Origin of the sequence: Sorangium sp. So ce375 (assembly GCF_051473855.1) — a bacterium.
GTDB lineage: Bacteria > Myxococcota_A > Polyangia > Polyangiales > Polyangiaceae > Sorangium.
On record NZ_CP150335.1, the window covers coordinates 10,236,803 to 10,258,026 of the forward strand.

Annotated in this window: 16 protein-coding genes; 11 read left to right on the forward strand and 5 right to left on the reverse strand. The window is 71.2% G+C overall.

Annotated features, from left to right (window positions below; genetic code table 11):
* Position 1: 1 nt before the first annotated feature.
* A complete protein-coding gene (locus WME90_RS38255) occupies positions 2 to 1,291 on the reverse strand; it encodes an NAD(P)/FAD-dependent oxidoreductase (RefSeq protein ID WP_437277015.1) in 1,290 nt (429 codons plus the stop codon).
* A gap of 54 nt (positions 1,292 to 1,345) precedes the next feature.
* Between WME90_RS38255 and WME90_RS38260 the strand changes: the two genes are divergently transcribed.
* The 6 genes from WME90_RS38260 (at position 1,346) to WME90_RS38285 (ending at position 6,828) form a co-directional block, all read left to right on the forward strand.
* On the forward strand, positions 1,346 to 1,657 hold the full coding sequence (locus tag WME90_RS38260; protein WP_437277016.1) for a 2Fe-2S iron-sulfur cluster-binding protein: 312 nt from the start codon (positions 1,346 to 1,348) through the stop codon (positions 1,655 to 1,657).
* A gap of 344 nt (positions 1,658 to 2,001) precedes the next feature.
* The gene (locus WME90_RS38265; RefSeq protein ID WP_437277017.1) at positions 2,002 to 3,666 is read left to right on the forward strand and encodes an isocitrate lyase/phosphoenolpyruvate mutase family protein; all 1,665 of its coding nucleotides are present in this window, start codon (positions 2,002 to 2,004) and stop codon (positions 3,664 to 3,666) included.
* A gap of 4 nt (positions 3,667 to 3,670) precedes the next feature.
* Entirely contained in the window at positions 3,671 to 4,183 is a 513-nt protein-coding gene (locus WME90_RS38270) for a thiamine pyrophosphate-binding protein (RefSeq protein ID WP_437277018.1), read from the forward strand.
* Positions 4,180 to 4,743 carry a thiamine pyrophosphate-dependent enzyme gene (locus tag WME90_RS38275; RefSeq protein WP_437277019.1) on the forward strand — a complete coding sequence of 188 codons (564 nt, stop codon included), beginning with the start codon at positions 4,180 to 4,182 and terminating at the stop codon, positions 4,741 to 4,743. The genes WME90_RS38270 and WME90_RS38275 overlap by 4 nt, the downstream gene beginning before the upstream one ends.
* The gene (locus tag WME90_RS38280) at positions 4,740 to 5,462 is read left to right on the forward strand and encodes an NTP transferase domain-containing protein (RefSeq protein ID WP_437277020.1); all 723 of its coding nucleotides are present in this window, start codon (positions 4,740 to 4,742) and stop codon (positions 5,460 to 5,462) included. Before WME90_RS38275 ends, WME90_RS38280 begins: the two co-directional genes overlap by 4 nt.
* 412 nt (positions 5,463 to 5,874) lie before the next feature.
* Positions 5,875 to 6,828, forward strand: coding sequence for an IS110 family transposase (locus tag WME90_RS38285; protein ID WP_437277021.1), 954 nt, complete (start codon positions 5,875 to 5,877; stop codon positions 6,826 to 6,828).
* 97 nt (positions 6,829 to 6,925) lie between these two features.
* Here WME90_RS38285 and WME90_RS38290 read toward each other — a convergent pair whose 3' ends face one another.
* Entirely contained in the window at positions 6,926 to 7,879 is a 954-nt protein-coding gene (locus WME90_RS38290) for a CDP-alcohol phosphatidyltransferase family protein (protein WP_437277022.1), read from the reverse strand.
* 413 nt (positions 7,880 to 8,292) lie between these two features.
* On the opposite strand from WME90_RS38290, the gene WME90_RS38295 reads away from it, so the two are divergent.
* Positions 8,293 to 8,661: a PDZ domain-containing protein gene (locus tag WME90_RS38295; RefSeq protein ID WP_437277023.1), complete on the forward strand. Its 369-nt coding sequence runs from the start codon at positions 8,293 to 8,295 to the stop codon at positions 8,659 to 8,661.
* An 18-nt stretch (positions 8,662 to 8,679) separates the two neighbouring features.
* Here WME90_RS38295 and WME90_RS38300 read toward each other — a convergent pair whose 3' ends face one another.
* The gene (locus WME90_RS38300; protein ID WP_437277024.1) at positions 8,680 to 9,075 is read right to left on the reverse strand and encodes a YbjN domain-containing protein; all 396 of its coding nucleotides are present in this window, start codon (positions 9,073 to 9,075) and stop codon (positions 8,680 to 8,682) included.
* A 538-nt stretch (positions 9,076 to 9,613) separates the two neighbouring features.
* On the opposite strand from WME90_RS38300, the gene metK reads away from it, so the two are divergent.
* Together metK and WME90_RS38310 are read left to right on the forward strand one after the other, a co-directional pair.
* Positions 9,614 to 10,864 (forward strand): methionine adenosyltransferase, encoded by a 1,251-nt coding sequence (gene metK / locus WME90_RS38305; RefSeq protein WP_437277025.1) that lies wholly within the window; start codon positions 9,614 to 9,616, stop codon positions 10,862 to 10,864.
* 330 nt (positions 10,865 to 11,194) lie between these two features.
* Positions 11,195 to 12,493, forward strand: a complete 1,299-nt coding sequence (locus WME90_RS38310) for a hypothetical protein (protein WP_437277026.1) — start codon at positions 11,195 to 11,197, stop codon at positions 12,491 to 12,493.
* 57 nt (positions 12,494 to 12,550) lie between these two features.
* Here the strand turns inward: WME90_RS38310 and WME90_RS38315 are convergent, their stop codons facing one another.
* Positions 12,551 to 13,186, reverse strand: coding sequence for a phenylalanine--tRNA ligase beta subunit-related protein (locus tag WME90_RS38315; RefSeq protein ID WP_437277027.1), 636 nt, complete (start codon positions 13,184 to 13,186; stop codon positions 12,551 to 12,553).
* Between the two features lie 503 nt (positions 13,187 to 13,689).
* On the opposite strand from WME90_RS38315, the gene WME90_RS38320 reads away from it, so the two are divergent.
* Both WME90_RS38320 and WME90_RS38325 read left to right on the forward strand, forming a co-directional pair.
* Positions 13,690 to 16,284 (forward strand): O-antigen ligase family protein, encoded by a 2,595-nt coding sequence (locus WME90_RS38320; RefSeq protein WP_437277028.1) that lies wholly within the window; start codon positions 13,690 to 13,692, stop codon positions 16,282 to 16,284.
* A gap of 57 nt (positions 16,285 to 16,341) precedes the next feature.
* Complete coding sequence (locus WME90_RS38325; RefSeq protein WP_437277029.1) at positions 16,342 to 17,604, forward strand: hypothetical protein; 1,263 nt, start codon at positions 16,342 to 16,344, stop codon at positions 17,602 to 17,604.
* 45 nt (positions 17,605 to 17,649) lie between these two features.
* On the opposite strand, the gene WME90_RS38330 is transcribed toward WME90_RS38325, so the two are convergent.
* Entirely contained in the window at positions 17,650 to 21,123 is a 3,474-nt protein-coding gene (locus WME90_RS38330) for an FG-GAP-like repeat-containing protein (RefSeq protein ID WP_437277030.1), read from the reverse strand.
* Positions 21,124 to 21,224: the final 101 nt, after the last annotated feature.

Genomic DNA, 21,224 nt, shown 5'->3' on the forward strand with positions numbered 1-21,224 from the left:
TTCACGCGAAGGCGGGCACCTCCGGCGGATAGTGCTGCCGGAGGAACGACGCCCACTGCGGCCGCCGCCCTTCGTGGAACACGTCGCCCGCGAGCATGCTGGTGATGAGCTTGCGCATCGTGGGCCGCTGGTTCGGCTCGAACAGGGTCTCCCGGAACTGGCCCTTGTAGAAGCCCTGCACGACGCCGAGGAAGAGATCGACCGCGTAGCGGATCTCCGCCTCGTAGCCCGCGAACGCGGCGCGCGAGGTGTCCCCGGCGTCGAGCGCGCGGTGGATGGCCGTGGCCGCCAGATCGGCGCCCTTGATGGCGAGGTGCGCGCCCGTCGAGAAGAGCGGGTCGAGGAACCCGCCCGCGTCGCCCACGAAGAGCCAGCCATCTCCGGCGAGCTGGTCGATCCGGTACGAGAAGTCGGCGAGCGCCCCCACCGGCCTGACGCGCCGCGCGCCCGCGAGGAGCTCCCGCGCCCACCCGCTCTGCGCGACGGTTCGATCGAAGAGCTCGTCGAGGGGCTCCCCCTTCGGCCGGCCCCGGATCCAGCTCGACGACACCACCGCGCCGACGCTCGTCACCTCGCCGCGGAACGGGATGAACCAGAACCACCCGTGCTCGAAGATGACCACCTGGATGTCGCCCTGGTGGATCCCGTCCTCGCGGGGCACGCCCTCGTAGTGGGTGAACAGCGCGGTCTTGTCGAGCTCGGCCAGCTGCGCCTTGCGCCGCATCCTCGACGCGAGCAGCGTGTCCCGCCCCGTCGCGTCCACGATCACCGGCGCCCGGAGCTCGACGGCGTCGCCCGCGTCGGCGCGCGCGGACGCGGCCCCCTCGGGCTCGGCGCCTCCGGATCGAGCGCGCGGCCGCGCGCGCACCCCGACGGCGCGGGCGCCCTCGAACACCACCTCGACGGCCTCCCACGACTCGCGCACCTCCGCCCCGAGCTCCGCGGCGTGGCGGAGCAGCAGCTGATCGAACGCGTCGCGCTGCACCTGGTAGGCGAACTCGAACTTCGGATCGAACGCGTCGGCGAAGCTGTACGTCCGCGTCCGCCCCGTCGACGAGCACAGGAACCGGGCGCCGTATTTGCGGAGGAAGCGCGCGTCCAGCTTCTCGTCCAGCCCGAGCCGCTCGAAGACCTCGCGCGACCGCGGCAGCAGCGACTCGCCGATGTGAAAGCGAGGGAACCTCTCCCGCTCGAGCACGAGGGCCCGCCGACCGAGCCGCGCCATCGATGCCGCGAGCGTCGACCCACCCGGCCCTCCGCCGAGGATGATTGCGTCCCAGCGATCCGTCATCGCTCGTCGTATAGTGCGTGGAGACGCCCGAGAAAATGCGCTGGAGGATCGGCGGTGCCCACGGTCGTGTTCGAGGACGGCGCGCTCGGCCCCGCCGTCACGGCGGAGGCGGGAGCCGGCAGGCTCATCGATGTCTGCGACGACGCGCGCGCTCCGGTCGTCTTCTCGTGCCGTGACGCGCGCTGCGCCACGTGCCGCGTCGAGGTCGTCGAGGGCGAGCAGCACCTCGATCCGCCCGCGCGCGGCGAGCTCGATCTGCTCGAGCGCCTCGGCGCCCCGCCGCGGCTCCGCCTCGCGTGCCAGGCGGTGCTCCGCGCTGGCCCCGGGCTGGTCCGCTTGCGGGGCGTCGTCGGCCGCGAGGGCTGAGCGGCCGGGGGCGCGCGGCGTGTACCGCGCGCTCCCGCCTTCAGGCACCTCCGCAGCGCGCACGTCCCCACGCGTCGGCGCGCGAACGAGTGCCTCCGCGATCGCCTGCTCCGGTCGTGCCCTGGTCGTGCCCTGGCATTGGCGGGACTGGCGAACGGTGTTAAGGCAGGGCCCGTTGTGAGGCCTGGCTCCCCAGGGAGGAGAGCGAGACCAGGCGCCCACCGGAGCTGCCCGCGCGCGGTGACGACGGGACGCCGCCCGTCGGAGACGCGCACCGCGGCGCACGCGGACGCGATCTCCCGCCGGGCCGAGTTGACAACACCGCGCGGAGGGATGGAGGAGACGTGACCAAAGCCAGGAAGCTGCGCGAACTCATGGCCCGCCCCGGGCCGATCGTCATCATCGGCGCGCACAACGGGCTCTCCGCAAAGATCGGTGAAGAGGCAGGGTTCGACGGGCTCTGGGCTTCCGGCTTCGAGATCTCCGCGAGCTACGCGGTGCCGGACGCGAACATCCTCACGATGGCGGAGAACCTCCAGGCCGCCAAGATGATGAACAACACGTCGCTCCCGGTCGTCGCGGACTGCGACAACGGCTACGGCAACGCCGTCAACGTCGTCCGCTGCGTCGAGGAGTACGAGGCGGCGGGCATCGCGGCGATCTGCATGGAAGACAACATCTTCCCGAAGCGCTGCAGCTTCTACGCCGGCGTGAAGCGCGAGCTGGCGGACGTCGAGGAGCACGCGCTCAAGGTCCGCGCGGCGAAGGCGACGCAGCGGGATCGCGACTTCGTGGTCATCGCGCGGACCGAGGCGCTCATCGCCGGCTGGGGGATGGAGGAGGCGCTCCGCCGCGGCCGCGCCTACGCCGACGCGGGCGCCGACATGGTCCTCATCCACTCGAAGAGCAAGGACCCGGACGAGGTGCTCTCCTTCGCCCGCGCGTGGGATCGCCCGAACACGCCGCTCGTCTGCGTGCCGACGATCTACCGCACGACGAGCGTCGACACCCTGCACAAGGCCGGCTTCAAGCTGATCATCTTCGCGAACCACGCGATCCGCTCGTCCATCAAGGCGATGACGGAGACGCTCCAGACGCTGAAGCGCGAGATGTACACCGGCAGCGTCGACGACAAGGTCGTCCCGCTCGAGCGCGTCTACCAGCTCGTGGGCGTCGACAAGATGAAGCAGGAAGAGTCGAGCTTCTTGCCCTCCGGCAGCCCGGGCGTCACCGCCGTCATCCTCGCCGCGGGCCAGAGCCAGGGGCTCCTGCCGCTCACGGAGGAGCTGCCGAAGCCGATGCTCGATCTGAAGGGCAAGAGCATCCTCGAGCGGCAGATCGACGTGCTCAACGCGTGCGGCGTCAAGGACGTCGCCGTCGTGCGCGGGTACAAGAAGGAGGCGATCAAGGTCCCGAACGCCCGCTATTACGACAACGACGAGTACGCGACGACGAACGAGGTCTCCTCGCTCTTCCGCGCCTCCAAGGAGCTGAGCGGGCCGTTCCTCTTCCTCTACGGCGACATCGTGTTCGAGCGCGGCCACCTCGAGAAGCTCCTCAAGAGCCCGGCGGACATCTCGATCGTCGTCGACCGCGCCTACGCCGAGGGCCAGCGGCCCAAGGACGCGCGCGGCGTGCCCGACCTCGTGGCCCTGAAGGACGCGCAGGAGGCCGGCTACCGCTTCGTGGGCGCCGAGGCGCCGCACCGGGTGGCCCGCGTCGGCCGCGCGATCCCGGCGAGCGAGGCGCACGGCGAGTTCGTCGGCATGGCCATGTTCACCGCGAAGGGCGCGCGCCTGCTCACGGACTGCTACCACCAGCTGCAGGAGACCCGCGCAGCGGGCAAGTTCCACGAGGCCGAGTCGCTCCGCAGCGCGACCTTCCCCGATCTGCTCCAGGAGCTCGTCGACCGCGGCGCGGACGTGCAGGCGATCGACGTTTACAAGGGGTGGCTCGAGATCGACACGTTCGAGGACTACCGTCGCGCCTGGGCGCTCATCAAGGAGTGAGGCCATGTCCCACGGTTCAGGCAAATCGTATGCGCCCGAGTTCGTCGCCGCCCTCAAGGAGGCGGGGTTCGACTTCTTCGCGGGCGTGCCCTGCTCGCTCTTGAAGGGCCTGGTCTCGCTGCTCGACGCCGACAAGAGCGCCCGCTACATCTCGGCGACCCGCGAGGACAGCGCTATCGGGATGGCCTTCGGCGCCTGGCTCGGCGGAAGGCTGCCGATGGTCCTGATGCAGAACTCGGGGCTCGGCGTCTCCGTGAACGCGCTGGCCTCGCTCAGCACGATGTACGAGGTGCCCACGCTGCTCGTCATCTCCTGGCGCGGCGAGGGCGGCAACGACGCCCCGGAGCACATCATGATGGGCGAGATCATGCTCCCCATCCTCGATCTCATGAAGATCCCGCACCGCGTCCTCCGCGCCGCCGAGCCGATGGGGCCGCAGGTGCGGTGGGCGAAGGACACCATGCTCTCCACAAGGCAGCCGGCGGCGCTCATCGTGCCCGCGGGGGTGCTCGAATGAACAAGCTCGAAGCGCTGAAGGTGTTCACGGCGGCGGTCGGCAAGGACGACCTCGTGGTCTGCTGCAACGGCATGATCGGCCGCGAGCTCTACACGACGCAGGATCGGCCCTCGAACTTCTACATGATCGGCTCGATGGGGCTCGGCCTGTCGATCGGCCTGGGCCTCGCGCTCGCGCAGCCGCGCAAGCGGATCTTCGTGCTCGACGGCGACGGCAACGTCCTCATGGGCATGAACGCCCTCGCCAGCGTCGGGAGCGAGCGGCCGGCCAACCTCCTGCACGTCGTCCTCGACAACCGATCCCACGCCTCGACGGGCGGGCAGCGGACGATCTCGGGCGACGTCAAGCTCGAGTCGGTCGCCAGCGCGGTCGGCTACCGCGCCACGCACCGCGCCGACTCCGTCGAGTCCTTCGAGGCGTCGCTGCGCGTCGCGCTTGTGCAGCCGGGCCCGGTCATGGTGCTCGCCCTCGTCGAGGGCGGCACCGTGAAGGGCATCGGCCGCGTCGCGGAGACCCCGCCGGAGCTCGCCTCCCGCTTCGCCGCCGAGGCGCGCCGATGAGGGCGATCCTGCTCGCCGCGGGCCGCGGCCGGCGCATCGGCCGGGACGCGCCCAAGTGCCTCATCTCGATCGAGGGCAAGACGCTGCTCGAGCGCCACCTCGTGAACCTCACCGAGAGCGGCGTCACCGATCTGACGATCGTCGTCGGCTTCCGGCACGAGATGATCGAGGAGGCGCTCGCGTCGCTCCGCCCTTCGATGAAGGTCGAGCTCGTCAAGAACCCGCGCTTCACGAACGGCAGCATCGTCTCGCTCCACGTGGCGGCCGACCGGCTGTCGGACGGCGGGCTGTGGATGGACGCCGACGTGCTGTACCCCGCCGCGCTGCTGCGGCGCCTCGTCGGCTCGCCCCACGAGAACTGCCTCTTGGTCGACGCGAGCTCGGAGGAGAGCGGCGAAGAGATGATGGTCGGCGTCCGCGCCGACCGCGTCCTCAAGATCGCGCGCCGCGTCGGCAAGGACTGGGACCTCGCCGGCGAGACCGTCGGCTTCGCCAAGGTCGGCCCTCAAGGCGGCCGGACGATGCAGCGCCTCCTGGAGGAGGAGGTCTCCGCCGGCCGCCTCGATCAGGAGTACGAGGCCGCGATGGATCGCGCTTTCCAGGAGGTTCCGTTCGGCATCGAGCGCGTCGACGACCTGCCCTGGACCGAGATCGACTTCGAAGAGGACGTGGAGAAGGCCCGCCGCCTGGCGAGCGCTCTAGGGCGACAAACGGGTTGAGACCACGAGAGAAAGCAGGAATTTCACAGGGAGGCGGGGACGCGGGGAGCGAGAGACGGCAAGAGAGAGAAATTCATTTTCTTTCTTCCTCCCCGCCTCCCCGCCTTGTATGACCCTCGGGAGCGCCTGGTCTACGTCGTCGTCGTCGCTGATGAGGGGGGCCCGGGGGGAGACCGGCAACTTGGGGAGCTTGGGGGGAAAGCTCGTCGGGGGCGCGCCGAAGCGTTAACAAAGCTGCCCCGCGGCAGATCGACCCCGCCCTGGTCTGGAAGACCGTCAGGGAGCTGAGGTCGCCGCGGTGTAGGTCTCCTCGCAGAGCCCGAACGGCTGCCTGAGCCAGAGCTCGCATTGTTGCAAGGGTGGGCGCGCCGGGGAGATCGTTTCGTCATCGTCCGGAAGAAAGTCCCAGAGTATGGCAGAGTACGTAGGCATCGATGTTTCGAAGGAGCACCTCGACATCGCGCTGCACGAGGCCAAGCGCGAGTGGCGGTGCGCTCACGACGACGACGGTCTGCTGGCGCTGGCGAAGGAACTGGCGTCGATCGGACCGGCGCTCATCGTCCTCGAGGCCACCGGCGGCTTCGAAATGACCGTGCTCGCCGCGCTCAGCGTCGCGCGGCTGCCCGTGGCCGTGGTCAATCCGCGCAACGTGCGCGACTTCGCCAAGGCGAGCGGGAGGCTGGCCAAGACCGACAAGCTCGACGCCAGGTGCATCGCCCACTTTGCGGCGGCCATGCAGCCATCGCGAACCGAGATGCCCGACGAGACGACGCTCGCCCTGGAGCAGCTCTTGGCGCGCCGCCGGCAGCTCATGCAAGAGCTCGTCGCCGAGAAAAATCGACGCTCCACGCTGCTCGGACCACGACGCACTCAGCGCGTGCTCGCTAGCCTCGACCGCCATATCGACTGGCTGACCAAGGAGATCGCGGACATCGACGAGGACCTGCGGGGCCACATCGAGCGCAGCGACATCTGGCGCGCGAAGGACCAGTTGCTCCGCACCGTCCCCGGCGTCGGCCCGGGCACGGCGCGGACGCTGCTGGTCGAGCTGCCCGAGCTCGGCACGCTCGACCGCAAGACCATCGCCTCGCTCGCCGGTCTTGCGCCGTTCAACGACGAAAGCGGCGGCAAGGAGCGCCGCCGTTGCATCCGCGGTGGGCGCACCCCCGTGCGCTCGATGCTCTACATGGCGTGCGTCTCGGGCCTGCGCTGCAACCCGGTCCTCCAGTCGCTCTACGAGCGATTGGTCGCCGCTGGCAAGCCCGCCAAGCTCGCCTTGACCGCTTGCATGCGCAAGCTCCTGACCATCCTCAACGCGATGGTGAAGGCGCGCCGACCCTGGTCTTTCACCGCAGCCACCTCTTGACGGGAAACACGGCTGCTCCCTGTGAAAATTCTCCGGGCTTCGACGTGTTCGGTGTCCTAGAGCGGACCGAGCTCGGCGGCGCAGCCCGCAGCCGAGCTCAGGCCACGGCCAGCTTCGCGCGCCGGGATGCGCCGCGGAGAAACCAGCCGTTCAGGAAGATGGCCGCGACGATCCAGACGACCCCGCCCGTCGCGAAGAAGACCTGACCCAGCCATAGCTGGTCCACGAGGAGCGTCAGCACCACCATCGACAGGAACGCATCGCCGTTCGATATCGCCCAGAGCGCGCCGATGAGGCGCGTGAGCGGCGACGCCTCCTCCCGGATCAGCTGCTTTACCTGGTCCGCGCCGGTGGACGACTGGCTCCGCTCCGGATCGAACCACTCGTGCTCGAAGGCGAGGTGCCCCATCCGCCCGATGAAGACATCGAAATGGGCAAAGAACGACGAGGAGGGGCCGAGCGCCTGGACCTTGCGGCGCAGCACGTCCGCCGTCTCGTCGATGCCCCGCTCGAAGATCGAGCAGTACTTGAGCTTGAAGTAGTCCGCGGAGAAAGAGCGCAGCGCCCCCTGGAGCAGCGCGACCAGCAGGATCGCGCTCGTGGACACGGTCGCGCTCCACGGGCCCTCCGGCGGCGGGTGAAGGCGAAAGTGCCAGAAGATGCCGGCATAAAGAAAGATCACACCGAGCCAGTCGGCCAGGCCGTCAATGGCGTGACCGGCGGGGCTCACCATCTTCTTCGCCCGCGCGAGCGCGCCGTCCACGCAGTCCAGGATGGAGCGGAGCTCGAACACGAGCGCGCCGGCGATGAGGTGCCCCGGATCATCGAACGTCACCAGGTAACCGGCCAGCGCCGCAAAGAGCGGCTGAACCAGCGTCACCTGGTTCGGCGTGACCGGCGTCCTCATCAGCGCCCGCACGATCCAGCGCGCTATCGGGTACCGATAGTAGCGATTGAACGGGTCCTCCATGCGCATCTTCCAGCCGCCGGGCACACCGCCGGACTGAGCGGCAGGTGTCGAGCTCTCGGCAGCAACGCACGGGTCGGTCATCGGCGGCTCCGGCCCGGACTCTAGGGCAGCCGCCCCCGGGGACCAACTGGATTGCGACCTCTCGATGGCCATGGCGTGACAGATCGCCGCAAGCCGGAGCCCCGGCGCAACGCCGCGCTTTCCAGGGCGTACCCAGCGCCTCTTCACCACCAGCCGCGTAGTCGATTGCGCTCCGACAGCTCCACTGAGAACGATGTTTCGCACCCCACGTTCGTGCGCAACAGCCACACTCGAGCGCTTCCTTCCTGTAAAATCACACTCTCGCTCCTGCGCGCTGCGCGCTGCGCACTCGATGAGGGCGCGCGCCCGCTGGAGCCGGTCTGACGTGGCTGCCGCGCCCCGCCGCGCGCTCCGGGGATGCCCAGCGGGAGGAATGGCAGCGCGCGGGGGCTCGTCGGCGCTATGGTACCGCCGTGGAAAGCAGGTCCTGGAGCGCGGCGCTCCTGCTCGTGGCCGCAGGGTGCACCGCGAGCGTGGGATCCATCGGGGCCGTCCTTGGGCGAGATAACGAGTCGCAGGCCCTCTACGTGCGCGACGTGCCTCAGGGCCTCGCCGCCGAGCGAGCCGGGCTGATCCCGGGCGACGAGATCATGATGATTGATGGCGTCTATGTCCGGGATCTCTCGTCGGCAGCGGTGCGCGATCGGCTCCGCGGGGCCGTCGGGAGCGCCGTCGAGCTCACCGTCGTCCGCGGGGGCGACGTGCGGCGCGTCCGCGTCGTGCGCACCGAGCTAAGGGCGCACGAGGGGATCAAGCCCAGAGAGGAGCAGATCCTGCCTTGAAGCAAGGCCGGGGGCCGCTCATTGCGCTGCGAGCGCCACGAGCTCGGCATAGTGCTTGTTCGCATAGAACGAGAGCACATCGACGGCGTCGCGCACTTCGCTCGGATCGAGGTCCTCGAGGCGGTACTCGACGCTGAGGATCACGTCGCCCTCCTCGTCGGCCGAGAGCTTGGCCATGTTGATCTCGCGGTTCAGCTGGAGGAGGCGCCGCACGATCGCGTCGCCCTCTTCGGGCTCCATCGGGAGCCTCACGAACGGGATCACCGCGAAGACGACGAAGGGAGGCGAGAGCCGCACGAACAGCGGGAAGAGCCGCTCGGCCCCTTGGAAGTCGCTGCGCAAGCTGTCGTTGGATACGACCTCCACGGCCCAGCCTTCGCGCTCGAGGCACGCCTTGATCTCGTCGAACGTCATGCGCGGCATCATAGCCTCTCGGGGCGCGCCTCCGGGAGCGCGCCCGCTCGGGAGACCCCACGCCACGCGCTCGTCCGGTCTCGCTGGCGGCCTGCCGGCGAGCTCCCCGTCGGCAGCGCAGCTCCTTCGCCCGGGGCCGGGGGAGCGGGCGCACCGGGAAGCAGGGAAGCGAGGGTGCGAGGGAGCAGGGAAGCGAGGATGCAGGGTTGGCCGCGTGCGAGTGCTGCCCAGGCAGCAGCCGGCGCGCCCAACGTCGAGCCCAACGTCGAGCCCAACGTCGAGCCCAACGTCGAGCCCAACGTCGAGCCCAACGTCGAGCCCAACGTCGAGCCCAACGTCGACATCGTGCGCGACTCCAGCCGCCGCTCCGGCCGCGCGCCACTCCAGCCGCCGCGCCGGCCACGCGCCACGCTGATGACGGAGGCAGCTCGTCCGGCCGGCGATTTTGTCCGTGGAAGGCCGCGGCTCGCGTTGACGGTTCCCCGCGCTCGAACTATGCGTAGTGGTCCGTTCTCGAGTCCCGCCGAAGGAGCGATTCATGCGCCGTTACCAGTTCACATCCGAGTCCGTCACCGAAGGACACCCCGACAAGGTGTGCGACCAGATCTCCGACGCCATTCTCGACGGGATCCTCGAGAAAGATCCGACGGCCCGCGTCGCCTGCGAGACCCTGGTGAAGACGGGGATGGCCGTCGTGGCCGGCGAGATCACCACCTCGGCGTGGGTCGACATGCCCGTCGTCGTGCGCAACACGATCAAGGACATCGGTTACACCGACGCCTCGATGGGCTTCGACTACGAGACATGCGCGGTGCTCACGGCGATCGAGAAGCAGTCGCCCGACATCTCCCGCGGCGTCACCGAGGGCGAGGGCCTCTTCAAGGAGCAGGGGGCCGGCGACCAGGGGCTGATGTTCGGCTATGCGACCGACGAGACGTCGGAGCTGATGCCCTCCCCGATCAGCTATGCCCACCGCCTCGCCCGGAAGCTCGCCGATCTCCGCAAATCCAAGAAGCTCGACTGGCTGCGCCCCGACGGCAAGACCCAGGTCACGATCGAGTACGAAGATCAGACGCCCGTGCGCGTCGGCGCCGTCGTCGTGTCGACGCAGCACAACCCCGAGGTCAAGCACAAGACGATCGTCGACGCGGTGCGGAGCATGATCATCGAGAAGTGCATCCCGGCCAAGCTGATGGATCGGAACACGAAGATCTACGTGAACCCCACCGGCCGCTTCGTTGTCGGCGGCCCCTTCGGCGACGCCGGCCTCACCGGCCGCAAGATCATCGTCGACACCTACGGCGGCATGGGCCGGCACGGCGGCGGCGCCTTCAGCGGCAAGGACCCGACGAAGGTCGACCGCTCCGCCTGCTATTACGCGCGCTACGTCGCGAAGAACGTCGTCGCGTCCAAGCTCGCGGCGCGCTGCGAGGTGCAGATCGCCTACGCCATCGGCGTCGCGCAGCCGGTCGGCGTCCACGTGAACACCTTCGGCACGGGCCGCGTAGGTGAGGACGTGCTCGAGAAGTACATCATGCAGAACTTCGACATGCGGCCGAAGGCGATCATCGAGCAGCTCGATCTGCTGAAGCCCATCTACCGCAAGACGGCCGCGTACGGCCACTTCGGGCGCGACGAGTTCACGTGGGAGAAGACGGACCGCGCGGCCAAGCTGGCCGACGATCTGCTGCGCCCGACGCTCGCCGCTGTCCCCGCCGCCGCGAACGGCTCCGGGAGCAAGAAGGAGCCGAAGCGCAAGGGCAAGAAGGAAGTCGGCGCGGAGGCCTGATCGTTCAGAACGCTCCGCCCGCTGCGTGTGCGCGGGTCGGACCCTGGCGGTCCCTCGGAGCGGCCGAGAGCGCCGGCGCTGTCGAAGCGCCGGCGCTCTGCGTTTTGTCGACACGGCTCGCCTTTTCGTGGGCTCCCGGAGCGCGCCTGACCATGGCGCCTGGGTCGGATACAGGTGCCATGATGTGGGAACTCAACTCACAAAAAAGCACCGGCCTTTGCTGGGATGGGCTGACTGCTGCGGCCGCTTCTGCTGATAAAATCATCGACGACTCCCGTATCGCCGGATCGACCGAACCTCCCTGGTTCCATGCGACCTCGAGGAGCACCGATGAAACCTTGGTTGAATTTCTTGAGCCTCATCACAGCGGCCGGGTGTCTGGGCACGGCCTGCACCGGGAACATCGGACCGGTAGGCGGCCTTGGTGTCGGGGAGGGCGGCGCGGCGAGCGCCTCCAGCACCGGCGGCGCACCGCCCACGGCGGCCGAAACGACGGCTGACACGACAGCCGACACGACGGTCGGCGCGTCCGCGGGAGCGGGGGGCGCGGACTGTGGCGGCTCGCTTGACGACGACGCCGACGGCGACGGCTTCACGGAGGCCGATGGCGATTGCAACGACTGCAACGCGCTGATCAACCCGCGAGCGCTCGAGCTCCCGACGGTCGGTGGAGAAGGCGGAGCCGCGCCGGAGCCCGTGGACGACGACTGCGACGGCATCCCCGACAACGTGCCCGAGCCGTGCGACGACGGGATCCCGCTCGACGACCTGGATCCGCTCAGCGCCGCGAAGGCGGTCGAGCTGTGCAAGATGTCGTCCGGGCCCCGCGAGTGGGGCGTGGTCTCCGCGGCCTGGGTCATGGTCGACGGCTCGCCGCCGCCGCAGCAAGCGGAGCTGCTCGCCAACTTCCATCTCGGGCACGGCATCCTCCCCGCGTTCGGGCCCAACGTCCCGCCGAGGGCGGGCTCGCGGCTGCTCGCCCTCTCGAGCGGCACGGCGCGGACGCAGAACGACGAGGGGTTCGAGAGCCCGGAAGGCTTCGACAAGAAGTACGAAGGCGAGTTCCCCGAGGGCTTCCCGAAGGACCCTCGCAACTGTGACGATATCGTGCAAGCGAAGCCGTCCGACCCGACCGCCGTCGAGATCACCCTCCGGGTCCCGTCGAACGTCCACGGCTTCGCGTTCAACGTCAATTACGTCACGTTCGACTGGCCAGTCGTCTGCGACAGCTTCAACGATTACTTCGTCGCGTTCCTCTCGCCGCGGCCGGTCAACCTCATCGATGGCCACATCCTCTTCGACAGCCAGAGGAACGCGATGAGCGTCAACAGCACCTTCATCGACGTCTGCACCTGCTCGGGCGGCCCGCCCTGCGATCTCGACGGCAGGGTGTACGCGTGCACCCGGGGGACCCGGGAGCTGCTCGGCACGGGGTTCGAGAGCCGCGCGGGGACGAGCTGGCTCGTCACGTCGGCGCCCGTGGAGCCGAGCTCGGAGATCAAGATCCGGTGGGGGGCGTACGACGCCGGAGACCACCAGCTCGACTCGACCGGGCTCGTCGACAACTGGCGGTGGCTCACCGACAAGGACGAGAGCGTGATCACGCTGCCCGACCCTCCTGCGCCGTAGCCGTAGGGCGCGTCGCGGCGGCGCGCGTGGGAGGCGATGACCCGCGCGGCGGCGCGCTCAGGCCACGATCGGCGCGTCCGAGGTCGCCGCGCCGATGCCGGCGAGCAGCTCCTTGTACCAGGCGGCCGCTGCCGCCGCGCGGCCCGGCAGCGCGCGGCTGCCCCAGACGACAGAGAGCGTGCGCGTCGTCGCCGCGTGCGTCTTCGTCCGCTGCGCGTCCTTCACGGCGTTCGCGCACGGGCCTTCCGCGTCGAAGATGCAGAGGAGCCCCTCGAGGTCGATCTCCTGCCCCGAGGCGTTGAACACGTAGCGGGCGCCGGCGGGCGCGACGTCGATGCGGAGCGGCGGACGGGCGCGGTCGAGATCGATCACGCTGATGGGCAGGCCGGTGTGCAGCGACACGGCGTTGCACGCGTCCACGGCCGCGTTGATGGCCGCGAGCGAACCCCCTTCGGCGGCGCGGATGAGGTACTCGGAGGCCGGCTTGCCCCGGCCGGTCGGCTTGTACCCGCCGTGCCGGAGCAGATCGCGGACCGCCGATCGCACGGCGTCGTCCGAGCGGAACGGGGCCGAGGCCTTGTCGGACAGGAGGCCGCCGAGCGCGTCGCTCCCCGGCAGCTCGCCGAGCGGCGCGGGGAAGGTCGTGACGAAGACGGCGGCGTCGAGCAGAGGATGTGCCGAGATCGTGAGCACGCGGCGCACTCTACACCACGGGGACGGCCGCGCGAGCGGCATCCTCGGGAGATCCGCGTGAGGCTCGCGCTCCCGGGAAAGGTTCTCGGTGACCAGGGTCGCGGCGGCGCGAGAGCCCGTCAGGGCAATGACGATCGCGCCGCCGGAGGCGCGCGGGAACAAGCGATTTGCGGGGTCGAGGTAGAGGAGATCGTGATTGGCCTGCTGCTCGCCAGAGGCGTAGTTCGGCGCGCGCTCGAGGGACGCCCTGAGCTACCCGTTCCAGCTCAACCCTTCGGCGTTGTCCGCGTACAGCGCGTCGGCCGAGCGCTGTCCGAGACCGGGATCGCGGAGGATGGATAGGAGCAATCCCGTCCCGCTGCGACGCAGATCGACTACCCTGACGCGCCGTGGAGCCGGACTACACACGTCTGAAGCCGAGGTCGCCAGGCGAGCGGCGGCGCTCGACAGGCGCCTCGACGCGGAGCCATCCAGGGGGGGCGGCCGCGCCCACCGCCGAGCGCGTGATCCCGTGGCTCCTCGCGCTGATCGTCGCAGGGTCCGTGCTCGCGATCGGCGCGGTGCACACGCCCACGCTGGCGCTTGTGTCTTTGGTCACGGCGATCGCGACCGCGCTCACGCTCCGCGCCAGCGCCCTCGGCGCGGACCGGCAGAGCTATGTGCGGGCGCTGCCGACGCTCACGCTCCTCGGCCTGACCGCTTATACGCTGCTGCAGGCCGTGCCCATGCCGCTCTCGTGGCTCGAGCGGCTGTCGCCGGCGAGCGCCGACGTCTGGTCGCGCGCCCTGATGCCGCTCGGCGAGGCGGCGCCGCGGTACGCCAGCATCTCGCTCGACCCGGGGGCCACGCTCGTCGAGGCCACCAAATGGCTCACGTACGCCGGCGTCTTCATCACGGCCGCCTTCGTGGGCGCGAGGCTCGGCGCGAGGCTGGGAATCACGCTCGTCTTCGGCAGCGCGTTCGTCGCCGCGCTCACGACGATCGCTCACGGTCTGCTCGGGGCAACACAGGTCTTCGGCCTGTATCAGCCGCGGTTCTCCGTCGCTGCGTGGCACGTCGGGCCGCTGCTCAACCCGAACAACCTCGCCGGGTACCTGAACCTCGGAGCCCTCGCGGGCCTCGGTCTCTTGCTCACGAGCAGGCCGCTGCTGCCGTCCTGGGTCACCGGGATCGGGCTCACCACGATCGTCGGCGTCGGTGTCATCGCGTCTTCTCGCGGAGGGCTGCTCGTGCTGCCGCTCGGCCTCGCCCTCTTCGCGCTGATCTCGCGGCGGCGGCGCGCCCGGCAGCAGCGCCCGGGCAGCCGCGGCTTCAGCACAGCGGCCTGGTGGCTCTGGCTCCTCGCCATCGGCGGCGGCGCGCTGCTCGCTGCGCTCGCCACAACGAACCGCACGCTGTCGGAGCTCGCGGACGACAACCTCGACAAGCTGGCGCTGTTCTACTCGACGCTCCCGCTGCTCGCGGATCACTGGCTCCTCGGCGTCGGCCGCGGCGCGTTCGAGACGGTGTTCCCTGCCTACCGGCAGTGGCCGGGCAACATCGTGTTCACGCACGCCGAGAACTTCGTGATCCAGTGGGCGGCGGAGTGGGGCATCCCGGTGGCGGCGGCGGCGCTCGCCGCGCTCGGCGTCGCGTTTCGCCCGGGCAAGATCGCGCTGCGCGGGACCACCGCGTCGATCGGCGCCTGGGTCGGCTGCGTGGTCCTCCTCGCGCAGAACCTGTTCGATCTCGGCCTCGAGGTGCCCGGCGTCACGATCGCGCTCGCGGCGACCCTGGGCTCGCTCTGGGGCGAGGCCCACCGCCGCGAGCGGCCGCTGCGCAGGGCTCCCTCGGACGAGCCCGGCGCGGAGCCGCGGCGAGCGTGGCAGATGGCCGCCTGCGCCACGGCGTCCGGGCTCGCGATGATCGCCTTGATGTGCAGCTTCGGCTGGCGCGATGTCGATCACGACCGCCGGTCGCTGCGCGCGATGACCGACGCCGGCGCGGCGAGCGGCGCCGGCTGGCCGCGCCTGCGCGAGGAGCTCCGCGCGGCGATGCTCCGCCACCCGGCGGAGCCCTACTTTCCGTTGCTGGGCGCGGTGGCCGCGCTCCAGGGCCGGAGCATGAGCCCGCTCCCCTGGCTGCAACGCGCGCTCGAGCGCTCGCACCGCAACGGCCGCGCCCACCTCCTGCTCGCCGAGGTGCTCGCGTCGCGCGGCGCCAGGGAGCAGGCGCTCCTGAGCCTCCGACTGGCGGTGGAGGATGACCGCGACGTGACCGCCGCGGCCGCGGGCCTCGCGCGGCAGTGGTCCCGGGGCTGGGACGACCTGCTGCGGGCCGTGCCCGAGGGCCGAGCCGGGGCCGAGATGCTCGAGCGCATGGCGACCGGGTGGAGCCCCCAGGGCGACACCGAGCTGCGGCTCCGGTGCGCAGAAGAGGCGATAGCGCGCGCCCCGACCCGCGTCGCCGCCCACTGGGCCGCCGGCGACACGCTGCTCTCGATGCTGGAGGATCCGCTCTCGCCCCGCTGCGGCGGCGCGGAGGACGCCGCAGCGCGCCGCGCCGCCTGCGAGCGGCAGATCGAGGAGCACGCCGCGGCGATCCAGGGCAGTCAGGAGAGCTCGTTCTTCGCTGTCCAGCTCCGCGCGCGGCTGCTCCTCCTGCGCAAGAGGCCCGAGGAGGCGGAGCAGGTGCTCGCGGGGCGCTGCGAGCGGGTGGACAACCGGGCCGCCTGTCATCGCCTGAGGGTCCAGGCGGCGGCGCAGATACCCTCCTCCGAGCACCTCTCCCCCGCGATCCGCGACCTGATGTCCGCGTCGTGCGGCGCGCCCGCGGCGTGCGCTGCGGCGGCGACGTGGGTCGGCGATCTGCTCGCCGCGCGGAAGGACCTCACCTCCGCCGTGACCTACTATGCCCGCGCGGCGCAGGACGAGCCGACGGAGGAGCGCCTGCTCAAGCTGGCCGACGCCGCGAGCAGGGCGGGCGCGCACGTCGAGGCGGCGCACGCGATCGAGCGCGTGCTGCAGCAAAACGGGCGGCGCGGCGGCGATAACGCCGAGCTGCGGAGGCGCCTGCTCGACGAGAAGGCGAAGGCGCTGGCGCCTACGCTCACCCCGTAGGACACTGCCGGCCCTCGTGGCCAAGCGCGCCTCCGTCACGCCCAGGCGAAACGTTCCATGAAGAAGCTGCCGTCGCTGCGCGCTTTGTTGCAAGGCGGCGCGGGGGTGGCGTTCGCCGTCCTGCTGCCGCGCGCCATGTCGCTCGGGATCCAGTGGCTGCTCGCGCTCTCGGCCGGGCCCGCGGCGGTCGCGGAGCTCGCCAACTACATGTCGCGGGGGATGGTCGCCGTCTCGCTCGTGGCCGCCGGCCTCACCCCGACCCTGGCGCGCCGGACGCGCGCGCTCTCGACAAGGGGCGGCCGGGCGCTCGCCGGCGGCGCGCTCGCCGTCCTCGCCGCGCTCGCCTTCACCTTCACGCTCGCGTACGAGCAGACCGCCGGGTTGCGCGGCGTGGCGGGGCTGGTCACCGCCATCTTCAGCGCCTGCTCGCTGTTCGCGGCCGTCTCGCCGAGCATCTGGCCGATCTGGCAGCGCGAGGGGCGCTACCTGCAGTCGCTCGCGCCGCTCCTCGTCCTCTCGCCGGGCGTCTCCGCGATGGCCGCGCTGGCAGGCCACCCCGCCGCCGTCTGCATCGCCAACGGGCTCGCCAGCGCCACGCCGGCGCTGCTCCTCGTGCGCCCGACCCGGATCCGGCGCGCGGTGCGCTACGCGATGATCGCCATCCGGCGCGCGGTGCCGTACTCCATCGCGAACTTCTCCACGGTCGTCGTTTACCCGATATCGCTCAGCGCCAACATGGCGCTCATCGACGACCACCTCGTCGGCCAGCAGGTGCTCTACTGGTCGTTCGTCGTGGCCCTCTCGATCGCGTCGCAGTCGTTCGCGGCGCGCGCCGTCGTGGAGGCGAGCGCGCTCCCGGACGAGGCGAGCCGGCAGGCGCGCGCCCTGCGCGGCTGGCTCCCGGCGGCCGCGGCGCTCGCGCTCGTCGGCGCGGCGATCTACGCGCTGTTCGCCGTCCCGATCCCGCAGCTGCCCCGGTCCGGCGCCGCGCACGACGCGATGACGCCGACGATGCTGGTCTCCGGGATGGCGCCGCTCATCACGGACCCCATGTCGGTCTATTTCTCCGGCGAGCGTTCGCGCCGCGCGCTCCCGATCGGGAGCGCGCTGAGCAGCGCGTGCATGGCGGCGTGGCTTGTGCTCCTGCCCGCGCCGCTGGTCCGCCATTTCGGCGTGTTCGGCCCGTCGGTGCTCGTCGGCGTGATGCGGCTCGCCTTCGTGATCGACGCGCCCTCGCGGCGGTACGCGCGCGGAGCCCTCTTGCTGCTGCTCTCGGCGTTCGCGCTCGCGCTGGCGCTCGGGCGCAGCGTGGGCGTCTAGCGTCGCGCGCCGGAGACGGCCCGAGGGGCGGCGCTGCCCAGCGGATCACCCGGCAGCGGGGGGCGTCTTCCCGTCGCCCGAGCGCGCGCGCCTCACGCCGCGGCGCCCGCGGGACCTCGCGAAGAGCGCGAGCGCAAGGGCGAGCGTGCTGGGGCCGGCTGCTCGGGGCACGCCGCGCTGCGCTGGAGCGCCGGAACAGGCGCAGCCGCGGCCATAGAGGAGCGTCTCGTCGAACCCGCCCGCGCCACCACGGCCGCCGTCACCGCCACCACGGCCGCTGCTGGCGCCACCACCACTGCCGCCGCCGCCTGCGCCGCCGCCGCTTCCGCCGCCGCCGCCTGCGCCGCCGCCGCTTCCGCCGCCGCCACCGCTTCCGCCGCCGCCGCCACTGCCTTGAGGCGTTCGCACGATGACGCCATCCGAGCCGCGGTCCGGGGAGAGGCCAGCCGCAGAGACCGCGCGCACACCCACGTAGTACTTCGCGCCTTCGAGGAGCGGCAGCCCGCGGATCGACGCCTCGGACACGTCGCCGACGGCCCGCCACGAAGGCGTGGTCACATAATCGCCCTGGCCGCCGACCACCGCGACCTCGTAGGACACGGCGCCAGGGACCTTGGACCACGCCGCGTGCAGCGTGTCTGTCGTGTCGATCTCGTCGACGTCCTCGCGGGGCTCGTCCTGGCTCGGATCGATGTCCCACACATGCTCGGGCGCTGGCAGGATCTCGTGCCTCAGGTTGTAGAGATACCCATCGGCGACGCTCACGACGATATCGTCGTTGCCGTCACCATCGGTGTCCGCGAGGCTCGGTGAGCCGACCGGTTCGCCGAAGGCATAAGCCCACACGACCTGGGCTGAGCACGCGTCGACGGCGTAGAGCACGCCGTTGGTCGAGCCCACCACGACGGTGGGGCCCGCGGACGCTCGCCCCGTGAGGTTCTGCGAGACGGCGACGTCACCGAGCTGCCCCATGGCGGCGCCCGCCTGGGCAGCCGCACGCTCGTCGGGGAACTGGGATTCGCCGGCGAGGACGGTGAAGCTCGACTGCCCCGCGGCGGCGCCGTCGAGCTCGGTGAACGTGAGGCGCGCGGGGTTCAAGAACTCCCCCTCGATGAGCCGCGCTCGGCCCCCGCAGCTGACCACCGCGCCGTGCGGGTAGGGACGGCTGTCCTTCGTGCCCTTCCACAGCGCCGAGCCCAGGTCGTGCGGCAGCGTCCGCGCGGGGTCCGGCCCCCCTTGCAGCGTCATCTCCGGCTTCGGATCGCCGGAAACGCTCGCGAGGATGGGCATGAAATAGGCGACCCGCTCGCGGCTCTCGCCGATCACCGCGCCATCCCGGCCGGAGAGCACCCGGGGCGTGTTGATCGCGAGGACGACGTCCTCCGCGCCGTCCCCGTTCCAGTCGGCGAGCGCGGCGGCCTGCGTCCCGGCCGCGGCGTCGATGCGGTGCTTCCACCGGATCTCGCCGCTCCCGCCCAGCGCGAGCACGTCCGTGCGCAGGTTCTGATCGACCGTCAGCGCGATCAGCTCTTTCGCGCCGTCTCCGTCGAGATCCCCGTGGAGGACGTCCCAGGCGGGCGGCGCGTCCAGCGGGACCTCCCCGAGCTGCTCGCCGTTCGCCCCCAGCGTGGCGATCGCGTACTTCGCCGGATCGGTGAGCGGGTGCCGCCGCCGGAAGCACGCGAGCGTCGCCGGCGCGCTCCCCTCGGCGGGCGCGATGGAGGCGCCGAACGCGTCCTTCACACGCCAGGCCGCCTTGGCCGGCGCGACGTTGCCGGCCCCCTCGGACGCGATGCGGATGAGGTCGCCCCGGCTGTCGACGACGACCACGCCGGCCCCCGCGTCGCCCGGCAGGAGCTTCGCCGCGATCGGAGCCCGGCCGAAGCTGACGAAGGCGCCCGGGCCGGTGTTGTAGCCGCCGACGCGCAGCCCGGGCAGCGTGTCGCGCCCCTCTTGCACCAGGTTGGTGGGCGAGAGCGAGGCGTCGAGCAGCGTCAGGAACCCGTCGTTGCGCGAGACCACGACCCGCGGCGACCCGGGCAGCAGCGCGGCCGGCATCTCGACCCCCGCGACGCCCACGCCGGCCTCGAGGGGGTAGGTCGCGACCGCCGAGGCGCGCCCCTGGGTCACCTCGTATCCCCTGAGCAAGACCGGCTCCGACGTCGCCTCGAGCAGGAGCTCGCCGCGCCCGTCGCCCGTGAGATCCGGCATGATGAGCGAGCTGATGAGCCCCGTGCTGCGCGCTCGCGACCAGTCCATGCTCGTGAGCACGCGCTCGCCGCCCAGCGACCAGAGCGGCTGGACCCGCGGCACGTCGCGCGCGCTGTACCGGAACGCGGAGACGCGCTCGTCGCGCGACGTGATGATCCACTGCGTCGCGCCGTCCCCCGACACCGCGCCCTGCGCGATCTCGTCGGGGATATCGGCGAGCTCCGCGCCCGTCGCGGCGTCGAGCACGTAGGTGTTCCAGGCGGCGCCGTCATTCCCGCTCACCAGCACCTCGAGCGCGCCGTCGCCGTCGAGGTCCCACGCGAGCCGCGTGGGCGCTCGGGCGTCGCCGCCGACGTTGGGACCGAGCGCCTTTTGCCAGACGACCGCCAGGGAGGGCGCCTCGCCCGGCCGGTACGCGAGCAGGGTGACCTGGCGCCCGCCCTGCACGCCGAACACGCGGTTCTGGAAGCAGAGCGCGTGCTGGCCGGGGCTCTCGAGACCGCCGAGCGACACGGCCTCGCACACAGCAGCGCCGAGGTACGCGCCGATCTTCGCCGACTCGGCGAAGACCTCCCCCGTGCCCGAGACGAGGAACATCTGATCGTGGGAGGCGAGCAGGAGATCGGCTATCCCATCGCCGTCCCAGTCCCCCACCGTGTCGCTCGAGGCGCCGCAGTGCGAGCGCGTCGGGAGGGTGGGTAGCCTCTCCACGTCGCGGAACCCGCTCGCGAAGCTGTAGATCACGCCTGGACTGTCGGTGCGCACCGAGCAACAGCCGCACTCGTCGAGGAAGAGGTCGAGGCGGCCGTCGCCGTCGAAGTCCGCGAGGCGCGCGGCGTTGAGCGTCCCGAGCTCCGACCCGTGCTCGATCCACGCGACGGCGCCGCTCCGGCCCTCGACGACGGCCGCCCCCGCCCCCGTCAGCGCGACCACCTCGAGCAGCCCGTCACCGTCGAGATCCTCGAGCGCGTGCAGCGACTTGAAGCCCTGCGAGGGGGTGCGCCAGCGGACGTCCCCTCGCGTACCGGACAGCACCACCCGGCCGCCGGACACGAAGAGCAGGTCGGTCTCCCCATCCTGGTCCGCGTCGCCAGCGAGCACCGTGCCCGACGTGAGCGAGCCGCCGAGGTAGGCGCGCCAGTACGGCGCCGGCTTGACGATATTGCTTGTCGACGGCGTGGCGCCGGTGCGCTGCGGATCGTGTCGGGCAGCGCGCCAGTCGGCGGAAGCATGGCTCGCGGCGAGCACGACGGCCGCGCAAAGCGCGCTCGCCACCGGACCGCTCATCCCGAAAGGCGTTGGTTCCATCGATGCCACGTCCCAGGCCGAGCGCGCCGTCGTCCGGCCCACGCACGGCGGCAGTGTAGTCCATCGCCGTGGAGAGGCAGCTCTCCGCGCCGGTCTGCCCG

Excerpts from the sequence above, each read along its gene's own strand:
- WME90_RS38255 (WP_437277015.1), bottom strand. The coding sequence starts at position 1,291 with ATGACGGATCGCTGGGACGCAATCATCCTCGGCGGAGGGCCGGGTGGG.
- WME90_RS38270 (WP_437277018.1), top strand. The coding sequence starts at position 3,671 with ATGTCCCACGGTTCAGGCAAATCGTATGCGCCCGAGTTCGTCGCCGCC.
- WME90_RS38275 (WP_437277019.1), top strand. The coding sequence starts at position 4,180 with ATGAACAAGCTCGAAGCGCTGAAGGTGTTCACGGCGGCGGTCGGCAAG.
- WME90_RS38280 (WP_437277020.1), top strand. The coding sequence starts at position 4,740 with ATGAGGGCGATCCTGCTCGCCGCGGGCCGCGGCCGGCGCATCGGCCGG.
- WME90_RS38285 (WP_437277021.1), top strand. The coding sequence starts at position 5,875 with ATGGCAGAGTACGTAGGCATCGATGTTTCGAAGGAGCACCTCGACATC.
- WME90_RS38290 (WP_437277022.1), bottom strand. The coding sequence starts at position 7,879 with ATGACCGACCCGTGCGTTGCTGCCGAGAGCTCGACACCTGCCGCTCAG.
- WME90_RS38300 (WP_437277024.1), bottom strand. The coding sequence starts at position 9,075 with ATGACGTTCGACGAGATCAAGGCGTGCCTCGAGCGCGAAGGCTGGGCC.
- metK (WP_437277025.1), top strand. The coding sequence starts at position 9,614 with ATGCGCCGTTACCAGTTCACATCCGAGTCCGTCACCGAAGGACACCCC.
- WME90_RS38310 (WP_437277026.1), top strand. The coding sequence starts at position 11,195 with ATGAAACCTTGGTTGAATTTCTTGAGCCTCATCACAGCGGCCGGGTGT.
- WME90_RS38325 (WP_437277029.1), top strand. The coding sequence starts at position 16,342 with ATGAAGAAGCTGCCGTCGCTGCGCGCTTTGTTGCAAGGCGGCGCGGGG.
- WME90_RS38330 (WP_437277030.1), bottom strand. The coding sequence starts at position 21,123 with ATGGAACCAACGCCTTTCGGGATGAGCGGTCCGGTGGCGAGCGCGCTT.